The sequence below is a fragment of the Pseudoalteromonas sp. J2K-J599 genome (assembly GCF_059295115.2).
The window spans coordinates 3036300-3054321 of sequence record NZ_CM200271.1; the positions used below are offsets into that span (position 1 = coordinate 3036300).

The 18022-nt window shown below is 40.7% G+C and carries 16 protein-coding genes; 6 read left to right on the forward strand and 10 right to left on the reverse strand.

The genetic code is table 11. From position 1 onward, the window contains the following. Positions 1 to 6 precede the first annotated feature (6 nt). From AC5NT5_RS13640 to AC5NT5_RS13660, 5 genes are all read right to left on the reverse strand, one after another. Positions 7 to 3144, reverse strand: a complete 3138-nt coding sequence (locus tag AC5NT5_RS13640) for an efflux RND transporter permease subunit (RefSeq protein WP_494513961.1) — start codon at positions 3142 to 3144, stop codon at positions 7 to 9. An 8-nt stretch (positions 3145 to 3152) separates the two neighbouring features. Then, complete coding sequence (locus AC5NT5_RS13645) at positions 3153 to 4400, reverse strand: efflux RND transporter periplasmic adaptor subunit (RefSeq protein WP_494513960.1); 1248 nt, start codon at positions 4398 to 4400, stop codon at positions 3153 to 3155. Next, positions 4397 to 5659: a TolC family protein gene (locus tag AC5NT5_RS13650; protein ID WP_494513959.1), complete on the reverse strand. Its 1263-nt coding sequence runs from the start codon at positions 5657 to 5659 to the stop codon at positions 4397 to 4399. The genes AC5NT5_RS13645 and AC5NT5_RS13650 overlap by 4 nt, the downstream gene beginning before the upstream one ends. 150 nt (positions 5660 to 5809) lie before the next feature. Next, positions 5810 to 6118 carry a hypothetical protein gene (locus tag AC5NT5_RS13655; protein ID WP_494513958.1) on the reverse strand — a complete coding sequence of 103 codons (309 nt, stop codon included), beginning with the start codon at positions 6116 to 6118 and terminating at the stop codon, positions 5810 to 5812. An 81-nt stretch (positions 6119 to 6199) separates the two neighbouring features. After that, positions 6200 to 7018: an AraC family transcriptional regulator gene (locus AC5NT5_RS13660; RefSeq protein ID WP_494513957.1), complete on the reverse strand. Its 819-nt coding sequence runs from the start codon at positions 7016 to 7018 to the stop codon at positions 6200 to 6202. A gap of 112 nt (positions 7019 to 7130) precedes the next feature. Here AC5NT5_RS13660 and AC5NT5_RS13665 point away from each other — a divergent pair, with 112 nt between their 5' ends. After that, on the forward strand, positions 7131 to 10217 hold the full coding sequence (locus AC5NT5_RS13665) for a beta-galactosidase (protein WP_494513956.1): 3087 nt from the start codon (positions 7131 to 7133) through the stop codon (positions 10215 to 10217). Positions 10218 to 10269: 52 nt separating this feature from the next. On the opposite strand, the gene AC5NT5_RS13670 is transcribed toward AC5NT5_RS13665, so the two are convergent. Then, positions 10270 to 10716: a DoxX family protein gene (locus AC5NT5_RS13670; protein ID WP_182196955.1), complete on the reverse strand. Its 447-nt coding sequence runs from the start codon at positions 10714 to 10716 to the stop codon at positions 10270 to 10272. A 482-nt stretch (positions 10717 to 11198) separates the two neighbouring features. Beyond that, positions 11199 to 12344, reverse strand: coding sequence for an iron-containing alcohol dehydrogenase (locus AC5NT5_RS13675; protein WP_002962851.1), 1146 nt, complete (start codon positions 12342 to 12344; stop codon positions 11199 to 11201). A 185-nt stretch (positions 12345 to 12529) separates the two neighbouring features. Here AC5NT5_RS13675 and AC5NT5_RS13680 point away from each other — a divergent pair, with 185 nt between their 5' ends. Together AC5NT5_RS13680 and AC5NT5_RS13685 are read left to right on the forward strand one after the other, a co-directional pair. Then, the gene (locus AC5NT5_RS13680) at positions 12530 to 13426 is read left to right on the forward strand and encodes an AraC family transcriptional regulator (protein WP_182696153.1); all 897 of its coding nucleotides are present in this window, start codon (positions 12530 to 12532) and stop codon (positions 13424 to 13426) included. 75 nt (positions 13427 to 13501) lie between these two features. Further along, positions 13502 to 15106 (forward strand): sensor domain-containing diguanylate cyclase, encoded by a 1605-nt coding sequence (locus tag AC5NT5_RS13685; protein WP_182715586.1) that lies wholly within the window; start codon positions 13502 to 13504, stop codon positions 15104 to 15106. Between the two features lie 2 nt (positions 15107 to 15108). On the opposite strand, the gene AC5NT5_RS13690 is transcribed toward AC5NT5_RS13685, so the two are convergent. The 3 genes from AC5NT5_RS13690 to AC5NT5_RS13700 all read right to left on the reverse strand — a co-directional run bounded on the left by AC5NT5_RS13690 (position 15109) and on the right by AC5NT5_RS13700 (position 16379). Then, the gene (locus AC5NT5_RS13690; protein WP_240915877.1) at positions 15109 to 15267 is read right to left on the reverse strand and encodes a hypothetical protein; all 159 of its coding nucleotides are present in this window, start codon (positions 15265 to 15267) and stop codon (positions 15109 to 15111) included. 58 nt (positions 15268 to 15325) lie between these two features. Next, on the reverse strand, positions 15326 to 15523 hold the full coding sequence (locus AC5NT5_RS13695; protein WP_240915878.1) for a hypothetical protein: 198 nt from the start codon (positions 15521 to 15523) through the stop codon (positions 15326 to 15328). Between the two features lie 436 nt (positions 15524 to 15959). Continuing rightward, positions 15960 to 16379, reverse strand: coding sequence for a VOC family protein (locus AC5NT5_RS13700; RefSeq protein WP_010554617.1), 420 nt, complete (start codon positions 16377 to 16379; stop codon positions 15960 to 15962). A 273-nt stretch (positions 16380 to 16652) separates the two neighbouring features. Between AC5NT5_RS13700 and AC5NT5_RS13705 the strand changes: the two genes are divergently transcribed. The 3 genes from AC5NT5_RS13705 to AC5NT5_RS13715 all read left to right on the forward strand — a co-directional run bounded on the left by AC5NT5_RS13705 (position 16653) and on the right by AC5NT5_RS13715 (position 17997). After that, positions 16653 to 16958 (forward strand): hypothetical protein, encoded by a 306-nt coding sequence (locus tag AC5NT5_RS13705; RefSeq protein ID WP_002962854.1) that lies wholly within the window; start codon positions 16653 to 16655, stop codon positions 16956 to 16958. Beyond that, positions 16955 to 17344, forward strand: a complete 390-nt coding sequence (locus AC5NT5_RS13710) for a hypothetical protein (protein ID WP_002962855.1) — start codon at positions 16955 to 16957, stop codon at positions 17342 to 17344. Before AC5NT5_RS13705 ends, AC5NT5_RS13710 begins: the two co-directional genes overlap by 4 nt. A 170-nt stretch (positions 17345 to 17514) precedes the next feature. After that, positions 17515 to 17997, forward strand: coding sequence for a DUF3015 domain-containing protein (locus tag AC5NT5_RS13715; RefSeq protein ID WP_002962856.1), 483 nt, complete (start codon positions 17515 to 17517; stop codon positions 17995 to 17997). The last annotated feature ends 25 nt before the right edge of the window (positions 17998 to 18022 follow it).

Here is an 18022-nt window from a genome sequence, read left to right on the forward strand (position 1 = left end):
AATTAGCTAAGCAGCTTGATGCCTAGTAAACTTTGCATGTACTAGCTTATAAAGTGCAGGCAATATTAATAGCGTAAGTAAGGTTGATGAAATAATCCCTCCTACAACAACCGTCGCCAGCGGCCGTTGTAGCTCAGCGCCGGTGCCTGTATTTAGCGCCATAGGAATAAACCCTAAACTTGCCACTAAAGCGGTCATAAGTACTGGGCGCAGGCGCGAAAGTGCACCTGTTTGTATCGCATCTATTAAACTGAGCCCATCGGCTCTTAATTGTTTAATAAACGACAGCATAACCACACCATTTAATACCGCTACACCACTTAGCGCTATAAACCCCACGCCTGCCGATATTGATAACGGCATATCGCGTAATAGTAACGCAAGCACGCCACCTGTCAGTGCAAGTGGTACGCCGCTAAATATAATTAACGAATCACGAAGTGAATTAAACGCACTGTAAAGCAGGCCAAATATAAGCAATAAAGTAACTGGCACCACCAGCGATAACCGCTTACTTGCCGATTCTAATTGCTCAAATGTACCGCCGTATTCAATCCAATAACCACTTGGTAAATTAAGATCTGAATTTAAAGCGGCTTGTGCATCACTTACAAAGCTTGCTAAATCACGCCCTTCTACATTTGCAGTAACAACAACATTACGCTTACCGCTTTCACGGTTTATTTGATTAGGCCCTTTATCAATACTAATATTTGCAACTTCCCCTAGCGGTACAAATGCAAGGTCTGGGTTGGCACTTTTGGGCACGGCCACTGGCAAACGCGCAAGCTGTGATACATCGTTTGACCAGCGCTCATCTAAACGCACTAATAACGAAAAGCGTTTATCGCCTTCATAAATAAGCCCGGTTTGTACACCGCCTACCGCAGCACTTACACTTTGCTGTATATCGGTTACGGTTAAGCCTAACAGCGCCATATGATCGCGAAGCGGCGTTACCGAAAGTGTAGGCAAACCTTCCATTTGCTCAAGGCGTACATCAGTTGCGCCTGTAATGTTTTGCACCAAGGCTGTGGCTTTTTCGCCATACTGTTTTAATGTTGATAAATCATCGCCATAAATACGCACCGCAACGTCGGCGCGCACGCCTGCTATTAACTCGTTAAAACGCATTTCTATAGGTTGCGTAAACTCATAATTATTACCTGGTACTTCATTTACTAAATGGCGAATTTGCTTAACTAGATCTTCTTTACTTAAAGCGGGATCAGGCCATTGTTCGCGCGGCTTTAACATTAAAAAGGTATCGGCAACGTTAGGTGGCATAGGATCGTTTGCTACATCTGGAGTGCCAATTTTTGAAAATACTTTTTCAACTTCAGGTATGGCTAAAATGGCTTGCTCTAGCTCTTTTTGCATTTTTACCGATTGTTCAATACCGGTGCCGGTAATGCGCAGTGCGTGCATGGCTATATCGCCTTCATCAAGCTGCGGTAAAAATTCAGCGCCCATATTTTTAACTTTAAAGCCAAGTGCAATTACAAGCACAGCAGCAATGCTTAACATTACCCACGGCAACTTAAGCGATAGACCAAGTAGCGGTTTATAGCCTTTTTTAATACCACGCATAACTGCATTTTCGCTTTCACTCACCTTGCCACGTACGAATACCGCAATAGCGGCAGGTACAAAGGTAACGGCAAAAATAAGTGCGCCAACTAGTGCGGCTACAACAGTAAATGCCATTGGCTGAAACATTTTTCCCTCAACCCCACTAAGTGCAAACAGCGGCAAATACACCAGCATAATAATTAAAATGCCAAATACCGCAGGGCTAAACACTTCTTTAGTAGCGGCGGTTACAACACTTAAACGCTCATTTAATGTAAGTAGCCGGCCATGTTTATGCTGCGCAAGTCCTAATTGCCTTAAACAGTTTTCAACCACAATTACAGCGCCATCAACTATTAAACCAAAGTCGATTGCGCCTAAACTCATTAGGTTACCCGACACGCGATTACCCACCATACCGGTAATGGCAAATAACATGCTAAGCGGAATAACCATTGCCGTAATAAGCGCGCCGGTTACATTACCTAATAACAGCAGCAAAATAACAATCACTAATACAGCGCCTTCAAACAGGTTAGTTTTTACAGTGTCTATGGTTTTATCAACAAGGGTTGTGCGGTCATAAACTGCTTCTACCACAACACCTTCAGGCAAGCTTAGCTGTACGGCTTTGAGTTTATCTGCCATCGATTTTGCCACTACGCGGCTGTTTTCGCCAATTAGCATCATGGCGGTGCCGAGCACGGTTTCTTTACCATTATAAGTAGCAGCGCCGGTTCTAAGCTCTTTACCTAAACGCACATTTGCTACATCTTTAATCCGTACTGGTGCATCATCGCGCTTAGCAACTACAGTATTGGCTATATCATCAATGGTTTTTAATTGCCCTGGTGAGCGCACTAAATATTGCCCATCAAAGCGTTCTATAAACCCTGCGCCTTGGTTGCTGTTATTTAATTTAAGTGCAGTAATTACATCGCTTAGCGTGAGCTTATAAGCGAGTAGTTTTTCAGGCACGGGGGCTACTTGGTACTGGCGCTCAAAGCCACCTTGGCTGTTTATTTCGGTAACACCTTTTACTTTTAATAGCTGCGGGCGAATAACCCAATCTTGCAGAGTACGTAAATCCTCTGCGTTAAATGGCGTGCCATCGTCTTTTGATGCGCCTTTATTTGCATGCACAGAGTAAGTAAAAATCTCCCCTAGCCCGCTGGCAATTGGCCCTAAGTTTGGCTCAATATTGGCTGGCAAGTCTGAGCTAATACTTTGAATGCGCTCTGATATTTGCTGGCGCGCCCAGTAAATATCGGTGCCTTCGTTAAAAATAACGGTAACTTGCGAAAGCCCATAACGCGAAATCGAACGAGTGTAATCAAGCTTTGGTATGCCCGCCATAGCGGTTTCAATTAAATAGGTAATGCGCTGCTCTGCTTCAAGCGGGGTAAACCCGGGCGCTTTTGTATTTATTTGTACTTGCACATTAGTTATATCGGGTACGGCATCAACGGCTAAATTTTGTGTGTTGTATACACCAAACCCAGCAAATAAAAGCGTGAGCGCAAGCACCATCATTCGGCGTTTAACCGCAAAAGAAACTATCCAATCAATCATGCTGCCTCCTAGTGTGAGTGGCTTGCGCCGCTTTTTAAAATATCGGCTTTAATTACATAACTGTTTTGCGTTACGTACTCACTATTTGGCGAGAGCCCCTCAAGTACCTCTACCCACTCGCTGTTTTTAGCACCAAGCTTTACAGGGTGTACTTCAAATACATTGCCGCTTTTAATAAACACACTAGGTTTGCCGTTAAATTCCTGCACAGCTGTAGCCTTTACTCGCACTGCAGCATCTACTTTTGCAGTACTAATGTCGCTATTAACATGCATACCAGGACGCCAATGACCATTAGGGTTTTTAAGCTCGATTCGCGCACGCGCAATATGCCCGCCGCTCATCATCGGGGCTATGTAAAACACCTCACCTTGCGCATTTAAATGATGATGTAAATCGTACACTTTTGCGCTTTGTCCTATGGCGAGCTTTTCAATATTTTCAGGAAAAGCCGAGAGCTCGACCCATACGGTTTCAAGGTTTACTATTTGCATTAATGCGCTATTGGCAAGCTCACCGCGCTTTAAATATTGCTCGGTAATAACGCCTGTAATTGGGCTTTTTATGGTGTAATTTTGCAGTGTTTCGCGGTTGGTTATACTGGCAAGCTTATCGCCTTTTTTAACGTTTTGACCAATGCTTACAAAGATATCGTTAACTAAGCCGGTATAAGGCGCCATTACTTCAACAGTGCCGTGCGCGGTGGGTGCTATAACACCAAATAGAGTATCTGTTAGTTCAACGCTACCTGCTTTTGCTATCTCGGTTTTAATTCCTGCGCGTTCAATTGCTTGGGAGCTTAGCGTTGCACGCCCTTCTTCTTGCTCATAATGATAATTTATTTCAACGCCTTTATAGCGTGCCATTACATCAAGCTTAAAAGAATGCGGCTCGTTTACGCTCACGGTACTTACTAAATAGTCATCTTCAGCTTTGAAGCGAATAAGCTGCGGCTCTTCACTTAAACGTTGCACGTTTATGGTTACGTCTAACTGGTTTATATCCACCGCTTTATCGTTATTAAAGCCATATATTCGCAGCTCGGTATTACCTGCAAACTGGGTTAACTTAAGCTCTAAATCAAGGGCGTTATTGGTTAGTAAAAATCCGCCGTGTGGGCCTTTTTGTGTGTGTTCGTCTTTGTGGCCTTCTTCGTGACCTTTTTCGTGATGGCTATCAGATGCCATAGCCGTGCTACTTAAAAATGGGAGTGTAAATAATTGCGTTATAAATAATGCGATAAGAGTGTTATTCATGATTGATGAGTCTCAATTAAAGGTTGGCCAGTTAAACGCTCAAGGGTAAGCAGCACTTGATATAGCTCGCTATGGATGTTGATAAGTGCGCGTTTAGAATCAAATAAAGCTTGCTGTGCGTCGAGTAATTGCAACACCGATATTTGCCCTTGTTGATAGCTTTTTAAACTTTGTTTTATAAGCGTTTGTGCTTGTGGAATAACTTGATGTGTTAATAGCTGTGCCTGCGCAGTTTTACCTTGATAATACGCATAGAGCGTGCGTATTTGCTGGCGTAGCTGAACACGTAATTGCCCTTGTTGCTCATTAAGTAGCGTAAGTTGATGCTTTGCAGCCTCAATATTACCGCTATTAGAATTGCTTAACTGCAGCGGCATTGAAAACGAAAACACCAACGAGCTGGCATCAGTTTGCTGGTTATATCGCACGCCACCACCCAGGGTTAAATCGCTTTGCCCGCTTGAGCGTTGCAGCGACAAATTAGCCGTTTGCTGCATATATTGCTGCTGCAGCAGTGCAAATTCAGGTGCTGTATTTACCGCATCAAGTAGCACTGCTTCACTTTTAACAGCAGCTATTTGTGATAAATCGCCAGCATAGTAATCACTCACTTGCGGCTCTTGCCAAAGCTCGGTTAGAGCTAAGCGCGCACGCTCAAATTCGCTATTTAGCATCAGCGTATTTAAATCTACTTGGCTTAATGCATAACGCATGCGGGTTACATCAGCACTTGAGGCTGCACCCGCTTTAGCGCGTTTTTCAATTGCGTTAAGTGCCTGCTTAACGGTGTTTTTACGCTCACTATTTAAAGCAATTAACGCCTGAAATTTAAGTATTTGGTAATAGCGCTCAGCGGTGGTTGCTAAAAGTGCTAACCGAGTATTTTTATACTCAATTGTTTGAGCTTTTATATTTGCCGTGGCGTAGTTAATGCGGTTTTGGCGTTTATTACCCAGCTCTATTAATTGGCTTAAAGCCAGCGTGTACTGCGCCCCCGAAAACGCATGGGAGCCGTGGGTTCCTAAAAAGTTTTCAGTTTCAAAACTCAGCTCAGGATTAGGTGAAAGCGCAGCTTGGGTTTTAAGCGCCGTTAATATTTTTTGATGATACGGGTAGCGTTTAAGTTCAGCATTTTGCTGCTCGGTATTTTTAAGCGCTTGCTTTAGCGTTAATACGTTTTGAGGCTCATTTTTTGCCAAAACGCTCATTGCAGGTAATGCGCACAGTAGCGCCACCAGCATAAGTGGTTTTTTATTCATATAGCATGTCCGTTTTTTAACAAACAGAGTTGACTTAATCACTACGCCTATTTTAAAAACAAGCGCAATTAAGCAACCTAAATATGTACATAACTAGCCTTATAGCGCACAGGCGCAGGCAGTTATTTACAAAGTGTTTAAAATTAAAAACTAGCTATAAAAATTTGGTGGCGGAACATCTGGTGGATAGTTTAAACCGCTATAGCACACAGGCAGTGTAGCTTGGCTTTGCTCAGGGCTTATAGAGTGATTTAGCGTACTGTAGTAACCACAGTGGCAATGCTGATGGGCATGTATTTCAGTAGGTGATTGCGCATCTTCATCGTTTGCATTTGTTTGAGAATGAACATGCGTAGCATGATCAACTTCTTCTTGCAGGTGATACGCCGCCACATCACAGCTAATAAAGCTGTGCACAAGCACTAAAAGTATCACGACTAAAAAGTAGTTTGAGCGCATTACCTACCTAAAAACTCTAAAATGCAATTTAAGAAATCGCACAATACCTTAAATTTATTCAAATGTAGAGAGCCGCTTACGTTATTTTCTAAATTCACTTGGTGATATACCCACTGATTTTTTAAACCGTTTAGAAAAATTAAATATATTAGGATACCCCACGTAAGCAGCAATATGGGCAACAGGCCAGCGGGTATTTAGTAGTAAGCTTTTAGCTCGTTTAATGCGTAAATAAATAAGCTGCTGCATAGGGCTTTTACCAAATTGCGCTTGGCATAACCTATGTAAATGCGGTGCTGAGTAATGCACGTGCTCGCACATAACCTCTATAGTCCAATCAAACTGTAAGCGCTCTTCTACCTCTAAAAACAAGCTGGTTAATCTGTTTTGCCCACCTATTTGCGGCTCGCTTTGAAGCGTAGTGTTTAAATAGTGGCTTAAAATAGGCATAACACCTTCGCGCAAAGTAGCGTTACTTTCGCTATATAAAAGCTCCATAGCTAAATGTAATGGCGCTAATTGCTGATTAGTTAATACCTTAGCCTGTGCTAAATTCAAGTGTTGCCAGCGTTTAGTGTTTGCAAGGTTTAGCCAAATCACATCCCACTTTTCGCTTGCTATTTTAACCTCAAAACTTTGCCTTGCAGGCAATATAGCTAAGCTATTTTCAGTTAATGAGTATTGGTTATTAACTGTTTTAAGTGTGCCCTGACCAGCCAAAGTATAAAAAAGAGTGTGTTCGAGCGGGTTATTACGTGCAACACAATAGTCACCCAATAAATTAGAGCAACCTGCCAGCTCTATTTCAAGGTTTGGCATTTGCGAAAGCGTGGTTAAATCAATAAACCGCTCTGTACACTCTGGGCCAATATCGAGTACATCTACAATAGTGTTGCGCATAATTTAAAATGATAGTTTTGGACAAATAAAAGAGAGCTTTAAGCATAACCCCAACGCATGATTTTAGCTATATTTAAGCCACTATAATTGCCATACATGCAATAGGACACTAATGAACTCACTACAACACATAATTAATCGCCGTGATTGGGAAAACCCAATTTCAGTACAAGTTAATCAAGTAAAAGCGCACAGCCCACTCAATGGATTTAAAAGCGTTGACCATGCCCGTACTAACACACAATCACAAAAACAAAGTTTAAACGGCCAATGGGATTTTAAATTATTTGATAAACCCGAAGCGGTTGATGAGTCATTACTAAGTGAAACACTAAGCAAAGACTGGCAAAGCATTACAGTGCCTTCTAACTGGCAATTACACGGCTTTGATAAACCAATTTACTGTAATGTTAAATACCCATTTGCAGTTAACCCGCCATTTGTACCAAGCGATAACCCAACAGGTTGCTACCGCACTGAGTTTACTATTACACCGGATCAATTAGCGCAGCGTAACCATATTATTTTTGAAGGCGTAAACTCGGCGTTTCACCTTTGGTGTAACGGTCAGTGGGTGGGCTACTCACAAGATAGCCGCTTACCAAGCGAATTTGATTTAAGCGAGCTGTTAGTGGCAGGTACTAACCGTATTGCGGTTATGGTTATTCGTTGGAGCGATGGCAGTTATTTAGAAGATCAGGACATGTGGTGGCTAAGCGGTATTTTTCGCGATGTTAACTTACTTACAAAACCACAAAACCAAATACGTGATGTATTTATAACCCCAGATTTAGACGCCTGCTACCGCGATGCAACGCTACATATAAAAACGGCGATAAATGCGCCAAATAACTACCAAGTAGCAGTACAGGTTTTTGATAATGAGCAAGCACTCTGCGAGCCACACATACAAAGCACTAACAATAAACGCGTTGATGAAAAAGGCGGCTGGAGCGATGTTGTATTTCAAACAATTGATATACAAAGCCCTAAAAAGTGGACCGCCGAAACCCCGACCTTATACCGCTGCGTTGTAAGCCTGCTAGATGAGCAAGGCAACACAGTAGATGTTGAAGCCTATAACATTGGTTTTAGAAAAGTGGAAATGCTTAACGGGCAGCTTTGCTTAAACGGCAAACCGCTACTTATACGCGGCGTTAACCGCCACGAGCATCACCCTGAAAACGGCCACACAGTAAGCACCGCCGACATGATTGAAGATATTAAGCTAATGAAGCAAAATAACTTTAATGCTGTACGTACTGCTCACTATCCTAACCACCCGCGTTTTTACGAGCTGTGTGACGAGCTAGGTTTATACGTAGTGGACGAAGCCAATATAGAAACCCATGGCATGTTCCCTATGGGTAGGCTTGCCAACGATCCGCAGTGGGCAGGCGCATTTATGTCGCGCTATACACAAATGGTTGAGCGCGATAAAAACCACGCCTCTATTATTATTTGGTCACTGGGTAACGAATGCGGACACGGCGCCAACCACGATGCTATGTACGGATGGTCAAAAAGCTTTGACCCTTCTCGCCCAGTGCAATACGAAGGTGGCGGCGCAAATACCACAGCAACCGACATTATTTGCCCTATGTATGCCCGTGTAGATACACATGTTGCCGATGACGCCGTACCAAAATATTCAATAAAAAAATGGCTAAGCCTACCGGGTGAAACGCGCCCACTTATTTTATGTGAGTACGCCCATGCAATGGGTAACAGCCTAGGTAGCTTTGACGATTACTGGCAAGCATTTAGAGAATACCCTCGCCTGCAAGGTGGCTTTATTTGGGATTGGGTAGACCAAGGTTTATCTAAAACTGATGAAAATGGTGAGCATTACTGGGCCTACGGCGGCGATTTTGGTGATGAACTAAACGACCGCCAATTTTGTATTAACGGCTTATTATTTCCAGATCGCACACCGCATCCAAGCTTGTTTGAAGCTAAATACAGCCAGCAACATTTACAATTTACGCTGCGCGAGCAGACTCAAAACCAATTTACCGTTGATGTATTTAGCGATTATGTATTTAGACACACAGATAACGAAAAACTGGTTTGGCAGTTAATGCAAAATGGCATCTGTGTTGAACAAGGCGAGCATGTACTTAATATTGCTCCGCAAAGTACACACACGTTAACAATTAAAACTAAAACAACGTTTGAGCAAGGTGCGCAATACCACCTTAATTTAGATGTAGCACTAATTAACGATTGTAGCTTTGCAAGTGCCGAGCATGTATTAAACACCGAGCAGTTTAAGCTTATAAATAGTAATAATTTAAACAGTGAATCATTTACATCAACTACAGAGCAAAGCGCTATAAGTGTTAGTGAAACCGACTCTCAACTAAGTATTGAAAACGATAAGTTTAAACTTGTTTTTAGCAAGCAATCAGGGCTTATAGAGCAGTGGTTACAAAACGATACTCAGGTTATTAGTAGCCCACTGGTTGATAACTTTTATCGGGCCCCGCTTGATAACGACATAGGCGTAAGCGAAGTAGATAACCTAGACCCTAATGCATGGGAGGCTCGTTGGTTACGTGCAGGTATAGGGCAATGGCAGCGCACATGCAGCTCAATTCACGCAGTGCAATCAAGTGTTGATGTACGTATTACTTGTGTATTTAATTACGAGTTTAATGGCGTGCTACAGGCTCAAACACAGTGGCTATATACACTAAATGATACCGGCAATATTAGCTTAAATGTTGATGTGCAACTAAACGATACTCTGCCGCCAATGCCGCGTATAGGGCTAAGTACAACACTTAACAAGCAAAGCGATACAAAAGTAAACTGGCGTGGTTTAGGGCCTTTTGAAAACTACCCAGATCGCAAAGCCGCAGCACGTTTAGGTTATTACAGCTTGAGCTTAAATGAGCTACATACCCCGTATATATTCCCAACCGATAACGGCCTGCGTAGCGATTGCCAATTACTGCGTATTAATAATTTAACCGTAACCGGTGCGTTTTTATTTGCAGCCAGTGAGTATTCGCAAAGTATGTTAACGCAAGCTAAGCACACTAACGAACTCATTGCTGATGATTGCGTACATGTACACATTGATCATCAACATATGGGGGTTGGTGGCGATGATTCATGGAGCCCAAGTACCCATAAAGAATATTTACTTGAGCAAAAGCAGTACAGTTATTCTTTAACATTATCTGCTGAATAATTTAAACAAAAATAGCGGCCAAATTGGCCGCTATTTTTTTAATTAACACACTCTATTTATTAGCGAGCTTTTTAGCTAATACGTTATCAAGAGAAAAGCTTCCCGCTCCTTGAATTGCTAAAACTACAGTTACTACTAGTAAAGTTAATGCGTATTCATAGCCATTGTTTGCCATAAATAAGCCATTACTAATATGTACGCTAAAAATAGCAATCAGCATAGTAAAGCCGGCAACTACAGCAGCTGGGCGAGTTAACAAACCAATTGCTAATGCAATGCCACCAAAAAACTCAGCGCTACCTGCCATCATTGCTAACCAATAGCCAGGCTCTAAACCAATACTCGCCATCCATTGGCCTGTACCTTCAAGCCCGTAACCGCCAAACCAAGCAAATAGCTTTTGTGCACCATGCGCCGCTAAAGTAAGGCCAACTGGTACTCGTAAAATTAATGCTGCTACGCCTGCTTTTGAGCTAAGTAATGTGTTTAGTAATTTCATGAGTTTTAGTCCTGTTTAAATTTATTTAATCGTTAGGTTTTTCCTAACCGTTGAGCACAGTTTACTATCATCATTAAAAACATTAATACGAAATTTATTGGTTAATTAGCAACGCAGTATTTATAATAATCCATAAAAAAACCGCCAACCCAAAGGTTGACGGTTTTTTATTAACGTATTACTTAGGGCGTGTTGATCTTTGTGGATTGAAATTTGTTCAATCTAGGGGCGATTAAATCGCGGCGCGAGGTTTGTAACCTAGTGGGCTAAGTAAAAACCGAGCAACAAAGAGTTAATCGTCCCTAGAAAGAACCCAAAGGGCAGCGCATGTTTGGTATTTATGCTGCGTTATCGCCTATTCATGGGGAATAACCACACTACATAGGCTCCGCCTTGCCTAAAAACCAAACATACTGCTGCAAATTCACCCACCAAAGATCAACACGCCCTAGTATATTTAAGTAAGCGCTTAGCTTTGAAAATTAAGCAACCGCTTGCTCTAAAATTTCGCGGCTTTCTTTAAGCGTAATAGCTTGGTTTTCACCAAGAGCAACCATGCCGTGAGCTTCAAGTTTGCCAATAATATTGTCAATAGCAGCGGCTTTATCATCGCCATGTTCAGTAAGCTGGGTCGCTACGTCGAGGCTGTGGTAAAACGCTTCAATTGCTGCAATTGTTTTCTCTGCTAAGTCTTCAGATTGCTCAAGACCAAATACGTTTTTACCCATTTGCTCAAGCTTTGCTTTTTTAACTGCAAATTGGTTACGTAATAAAGAAGGCTGAACAATAGCAAGTGAACGTGCATGATCAACACCGTAAGCCGCTGTAAGCTCGTGACCAATCATGTGTGTTGCCCAATCTTGCGATACACCAGAACCAATTAAACCATTGAGTGCTTGGTTAGCAGCCCACATAAGGTTTGCACGCCATGCGTCATCTTGGTTTTCAAAGTTATCACCTAAAGTTTTAAGCGTTCTTAAAAGTGCTTCAGCGTAACCTTCTTGAACTAATGCTGTTTCAGGGAATGTCAGGTACTGCTCACAGGTGTGAACCCATGCATCTACTAAGCCATTCACAAGTTGGCGCTGCGGTAATGTTTTCATTACATCAGGGTCCATAATCGCAAATTTAGGAAGTACTTCTGGTGATGCAAACGGTAGTTTTTGCTTCGTTGCTTCTTTGCTCACAACTGAGTTTTGGTTAGATTCAGAACCCGTTGCAGGCAATGTTAATATTGCACCGATTGGTAATGCACTAGTAATAGTATGCTTACCAGTAGGAATATCCCAACCTTCGCCATCATAAACGGCTGATGCGGCAATGTATTTAACGCCGTCGATCACTGAACCGCCGCCTACGCCTAATACGAAGTCAATATCTTGTTCTTTACAAATTTTTACTGCTTGGTCTAGCACTTCAATTGTTGGGTTAGCGCCAACGCCCGAAAACTCAACCCAGTCAAAGCCTTCAAGTGCTGCTGCAACTTGGTCGTACACGCCGTTCTTTTTAATTGAACCGCCGCCGTACACTACAAGTACTTTTTGATCTTTTGCGATCAAATCAGATAGTGCCGCAATTTGTTGCTGACCGAATTGGATAAGAGTTGGATTTACGTAGCTAAATTTCATTATTTTGCTCCTAGGTGACGGTTAAATACTAAATAGAATGCTTAGACACTAGCTAAGCTAAATTCCAATGAGTGCATATTAGTAGCAAAACAAACATAAAAAAAGCCCAATAACTCGCAAAAGCTTGCCTAAAACTATCAATATTGTTATTTTACGTAAAATACACTCAATTAAAGATGCCTTTTATGCCCACCATAGCCAATATGTTGCAACAATACGCCGAGCATAATCAATTACTCAGCTTTGAAGGCACCATGGAAACTATCATTCCAGGCGTGTATTTTCATCGAGCAACTAAAAGCTCGCCGCGCCAGCCGCTTATATATAACTCAGGTATTATTATTGTTGGGCAAGGTCATAAAATAATTCACTTTCCTGAACATCAAATAAAATACGGCGCAGGCGACTACTTAGTCCTTGGCGTACCGGTGCCATTAGAGTGTGAAGCATTTACTGATAACGACTTACCCGTTATGGGCATTGCCATAGATATAAACCCTGCAATGCTACACAAACTCGTTAATCAAATAATGCAGCATAAGCCTCTTTCAGCATCATCGTCTTCTGCACAAATTGGCGCAGTACAGTCGGCAACTTTAGATACAGCAATGGAGCTCGTTACTCATAGGTTATTAGCTGTTTTAAATAACCCCATTGAGGCTGACATTTTTGGCGAGGATATAGTAAAAGAATTGGTATATCGCGTACTTTGTGGTCCACAAGGACATACTTTAATAGGGCTTGCTATGCATGATGGGCATTATGCACGTATCGCCCGTACGCTCTCAACTATGCACAGTAGTTATGCCAATCAAATTACGGTTGAAGGGTTAGCTGAAGATGTAAACATGAGCGTATCGTCGTTTCATCGTGCTTTTAGGCAAGTAACGTTTGAATCCCCTCTACAGTATTTAAAAAAAGTACGCTTAGCTAAGGCTAAAGAACTTATAACCACTAGTGGAAGTAAAGCCAACGAAGCTGCATTAAAGGTTGGCTATACCAGCCCATCGCAATTTAGCCGCGAATTTAAACGCCACTTTAATAAAACACCTAGCGAAGTATTAACTCAATTACACAGTTAATTTAACTAATTAACTAATAGCTAAATAGGTGGGCTCTGCTAGTATAAAAAAATGTAGTTGAGCTTGGAAGTGCTTATGGCTGACAAAAAACATCATAAAAATACAGTTCCTAATATTTTACACGGAGGTGCTAAATACGTATTTCTTTTTTTTATTTACTTAATAGCATTTAATAGCAATGCAGGCGATTTTTGCGATATTACCCCCTTAAATAGTCAGTCCCCTCCATCATCTTTACAACCTAATACAACTTCTGAACTTCAGGCAAAACGCGGTACAAACCAATTTCAGCTTAACTGCTTGTTAAAGCGTGGCGGCGTACTTTCGTTTTTGCGCCCAGGTCTTGATGATTTTACATGGCAGCAAAACGGTGTAATAAAGCAGCCATTAAAATCGGCACAAGTGGCATTTTTAATGGACTCAGGAAACTTTACAGCCATTATTACAGTTGAGTCAAAACTTAACTATACACCACGCTTTAAGTGGCAAAATACACAAGTTTTTTTTAAAGAAACACAGCAACATAATCTCATTATGGGTGCTTTTTATGGGCTGTGTATCACACTCATTTTTTACGTATTTATAATGGGCTACAGGCTTCACGACAAGATATTTAAGCTATACAGCGCTTATATTTTTTGTATTGGCAGCTTTATTTTGCTTCAAGAAGGCCAACTCTATTTATTTATAACTGACCACGTTTCATCACTCCTATTTGATTTATACTTACTCAGCATAGGTTTAACAGTACTCAGTGCTACATGGTTTATGTGCGCATTACTTGAACTAAACAATAGATGGCCAAAAACAAGTAAGATTTTAAAAATTATGGCCGGTATTGTTATGTGCTTTTCTTTAATAAAAATATTGTTCAGTAACACTTTGATTTGGCAAATAGCTGGCAACATCATGGCTTACGGCTCATTAATTATTGTGACTGTTATTTTTGTTTTAGCGGCACAACAGGCTCGCAAAGGAATACGCGAAGCAACGCTTGTTTTTGTAGCATTGAGCTTGGTGCTCGTAAGCATGATATTTAGAGTATTACTTATTAATCAAAGCCCATTTATGCAACGTTACGGATTTATTTTGGCTTTCGCTGTGGAGTCATTTTTACTAGCAGTAGCTGTTTCTAGGCGTATTAGCCGTATGCGAATCGCACAAAAACGCGCCGAAACCGAAGCCGATTACGATCACCTTTGTGGCATTTTAAACCGCCGTGGCTGGGGTAAAAAATCATCAGAGCTGATTGAGCTGCATGCAAAAAAAGGCGGAGTTTTATGTTTAATGTATATAGATTTAGATGACTTTAAACAGATAAACGACAATTATGGGCATGCCGTAGGCGATGAAGCTTTATGTAAAGTAGCCGCCAGTTTAAAAAGTATTGTACGCACCAGCGATGCAGTCGGCCGCTTAGGCGGCGATGAATTTGTAGTACTTGCCCACTTTTACAGCAAAGCGCAAGTAAGCCCAAAAACACACCATCTAAAAATAGAGTTAGATAAACTCGCCATCACGCATAACGACCAGCCTATTGCTATAAAGGCAAGCATTGGTAGCAGCGTATTTAGTGAGCCTCCTAAAAATATTGACGAAATTTTAAAAGCCGGCGACACCGCTATGTATCATGAAAAACTACAGCGTAAAGTAAAGCCGCTCACTTTAGTTGATAGCTAGCTTTAAGTATTTAAAACCGTAGCTGGCTTAGCAAACTGCTTACGGTTTATATAGTGGCTAAAAATAATAGTAAATAACGTTGAGGCTTGTTTGCCAATAAAGTGGGCAACACTACCCATTACCGCTAAAATAACCGGAAAGGTAGAGATTAACCGCTCCACGCAGACCCTATATGCTGTGATATAAACGTAACAAGTACGATAAAGCCCGTCACTAATATCATTTTACCAAAAGCTCCCAGCGGGCATTTAATGGTTTTGCATCAACTGATATATTTAGCCTTGTAGAGATAATAGCTAAACCGAGTAAAATACAAAGCGAAATCACCCTCGCCACAATAATATTCACTGGTAAAAATAAAGTAATAACGCTAAATACACACCAAATACTCAACGCTGTAAAAAGCGATTTAAGCATTCCAAATCTTTGTGAAACAACCAAGTAACTAAAACAAAATAAGCCTATACCGCTCATACCATAAAGAGAGGCCACCGCTGAGTTAGCTGCAAATAATTTACCTTGTTCTAATGCTATAAAATAAGAAATAGGCCAGAGGTAATAGGCAAACCAGGAATTATGCCGCTAACAAAACTACCAAAGCGTTTTGGGCGAATGTTATTAGTAAAATAAGCAAAGGTGCAATTATGAGTTTAAGCAGCATAAATAACAATAAAATATGAGAGCTGAAATTAAGTCTAGGTGTCTATACTTATATTGTAGAGTGAATAAAAATCATGTATGTAGCGTAATTTTTTTACCTGTAAATATTAACTAATTTATCAAAACACTGATTAATAGTTATAAAAAAACCACTTATTGAAGTGGTTTTTTAGCTTAACTTAAACAACAGCATTTATACTTTTTTAAATAAAACCTCTGGGTTTACCATGGTTTTCATTTCAAGCACATTGCCATTTGGATCTTCAATAAAAAACGTTTCTTGCTCAAACTCATCACCAATAAAACGGCGGTATGGTTTATCTAGGTATTCAATACCCGCATCTTCAATACGTGTTTTTAACCCGTTAAATTCATCTTCAGATAAGTGAATACCAAAGTGAGGTACTGCTACGGCTCCCATATCAACATCATGGCGAACTGTTGGTAGGCGCTCAACGCTTTGGTGTAAGGTAAGTTCATTGCCCCAAAAATCTATATCTACCCAGCGACCTTCTTCACTATTACCCGTTTTACAGCCTAGTACGTCACAATAAAACGCTTTAGCCACTTTTAAATCGCCAGCCGGAATAGCCAGATGCAAACAGTTAGACATAAATAACCCTTGGTTAACACTTTAATACATTAAATTATCGCCATTATACATAATTTGTGATTTATAGAACATTAACAGCAACGCTATTAAGCATATTTAATACCTAAGAGTCGTTTAAAAAACACGCTTTTTAAATGTGTAATTACTTATAACATTTATTTGTTAGAGAGTATTAGAAAGCGCAAAAGGATTAGTTTAAAATGCGCCGCTATGATTAAATTCTTACTTTTAAAATTCATTACTTTCTTTTTAGGCTTTGTAGCTTGCTTTGCTATGCACACTACTTTTGCACTGCCTTTAGTAATTTCTGCCGCGCTAACGGGGCTTATTGGCTCTTTTATTCCTTTTCCTGCGCGTTATAAAAACCATCCTTATGCTGCAATTTATGCTGGTAGTTTTGCCGGTATGTGTTCAACCCATTTAATTACCAGTTACTGGGAAATTGCTATTATTTCGCTTATTGGCTCAAGTTTGTATGTGCTTACTATGAATATGTTTACAGGCTTTGGTGGCAAACTTGGCAGTGTCGCTTTTGCAAGCGTGGCACTTTTTGTATTAGCTAAAGGAATCGTACTATGAGTATTGAATACCCATTACTTGTACTGCTTGGTGCTTTTTTAACGTTTTACTTAGCTAAACATAGTCGCTTTGATGGTATAAGAGCATCCTCTTCACTTTCTATTATTGCTTACTTAATTTTTAGCGCATTGAATTTAAACCCCGATTTATACGCGATTATATTTTTTGGCGGTACATTTATTGGCATGAGCGCCCCGCATCGTTTTGGTATTTATACGGTAGCAAGCTCATCTGTTTTGTTTTCAATATTATTTGAATTTCTTGTACCAAAACTTGACGGCTACGGTGGTGCACTAGGTATTAGTGCATTTTTATCTGTATGTATTTGCCATACCTGTATTTTGTTAGGTGCCCCAAGAAGTAAAAAGCCGCCACCAGTTCAATAAAAAATTATTGAGCTGGTCTAGTTTCTCCCAGCTTTCGCTTTAATATAGTAGAGAAATTAGAGTGTAAAATATTCATATTTTAAGCTGTTCTTTTTCTCTACAAGTCTGTTAGAATCTTTCGCGAACTTTATTTACCCTAAATAAAGACAATCATATATGGATTTATGAAAATGAAAAAACTAATCGCAGTAGCTGCACTATCTTTACTACCTTTCTCAAATGCTATGGCTGACCAAGATATTGGTTGTGGTCTTGGTTCTATGTTATTTGCAGGCCAGCAAGGTAAAGGCGTTAAAATTTTAGGCGCTACAACAAACGGTACTTCTGGTAACCAAACTTTTGGTATCACTTTTGGTACTTTAGGTTGTGATGGTACTGGTACAGTAACGTCTTCAGAAAAAATTGCTTTATTCATCGACGGTAACATGGAGCAACTTGCTCGTGATATGTCAAAAGGTGAAGGCGAAACTTTAGCTACTCTAGCTGAAGCTTGGGGTGTTGCAGATCAAGATAAAGCAGCATTCAACGCGCTTGCTCAAGCACAGTTTTCTTCAGTATTTACTTCTGAAAACGTAACTTCGCAAACAGTTTTAGAAAACCTAAACACTGTTCTTGCAAGTAACGCACAACTTGCTTCTTATACTCTTTCTTAATCAGCTAAATTAGCCGGTTTTATAC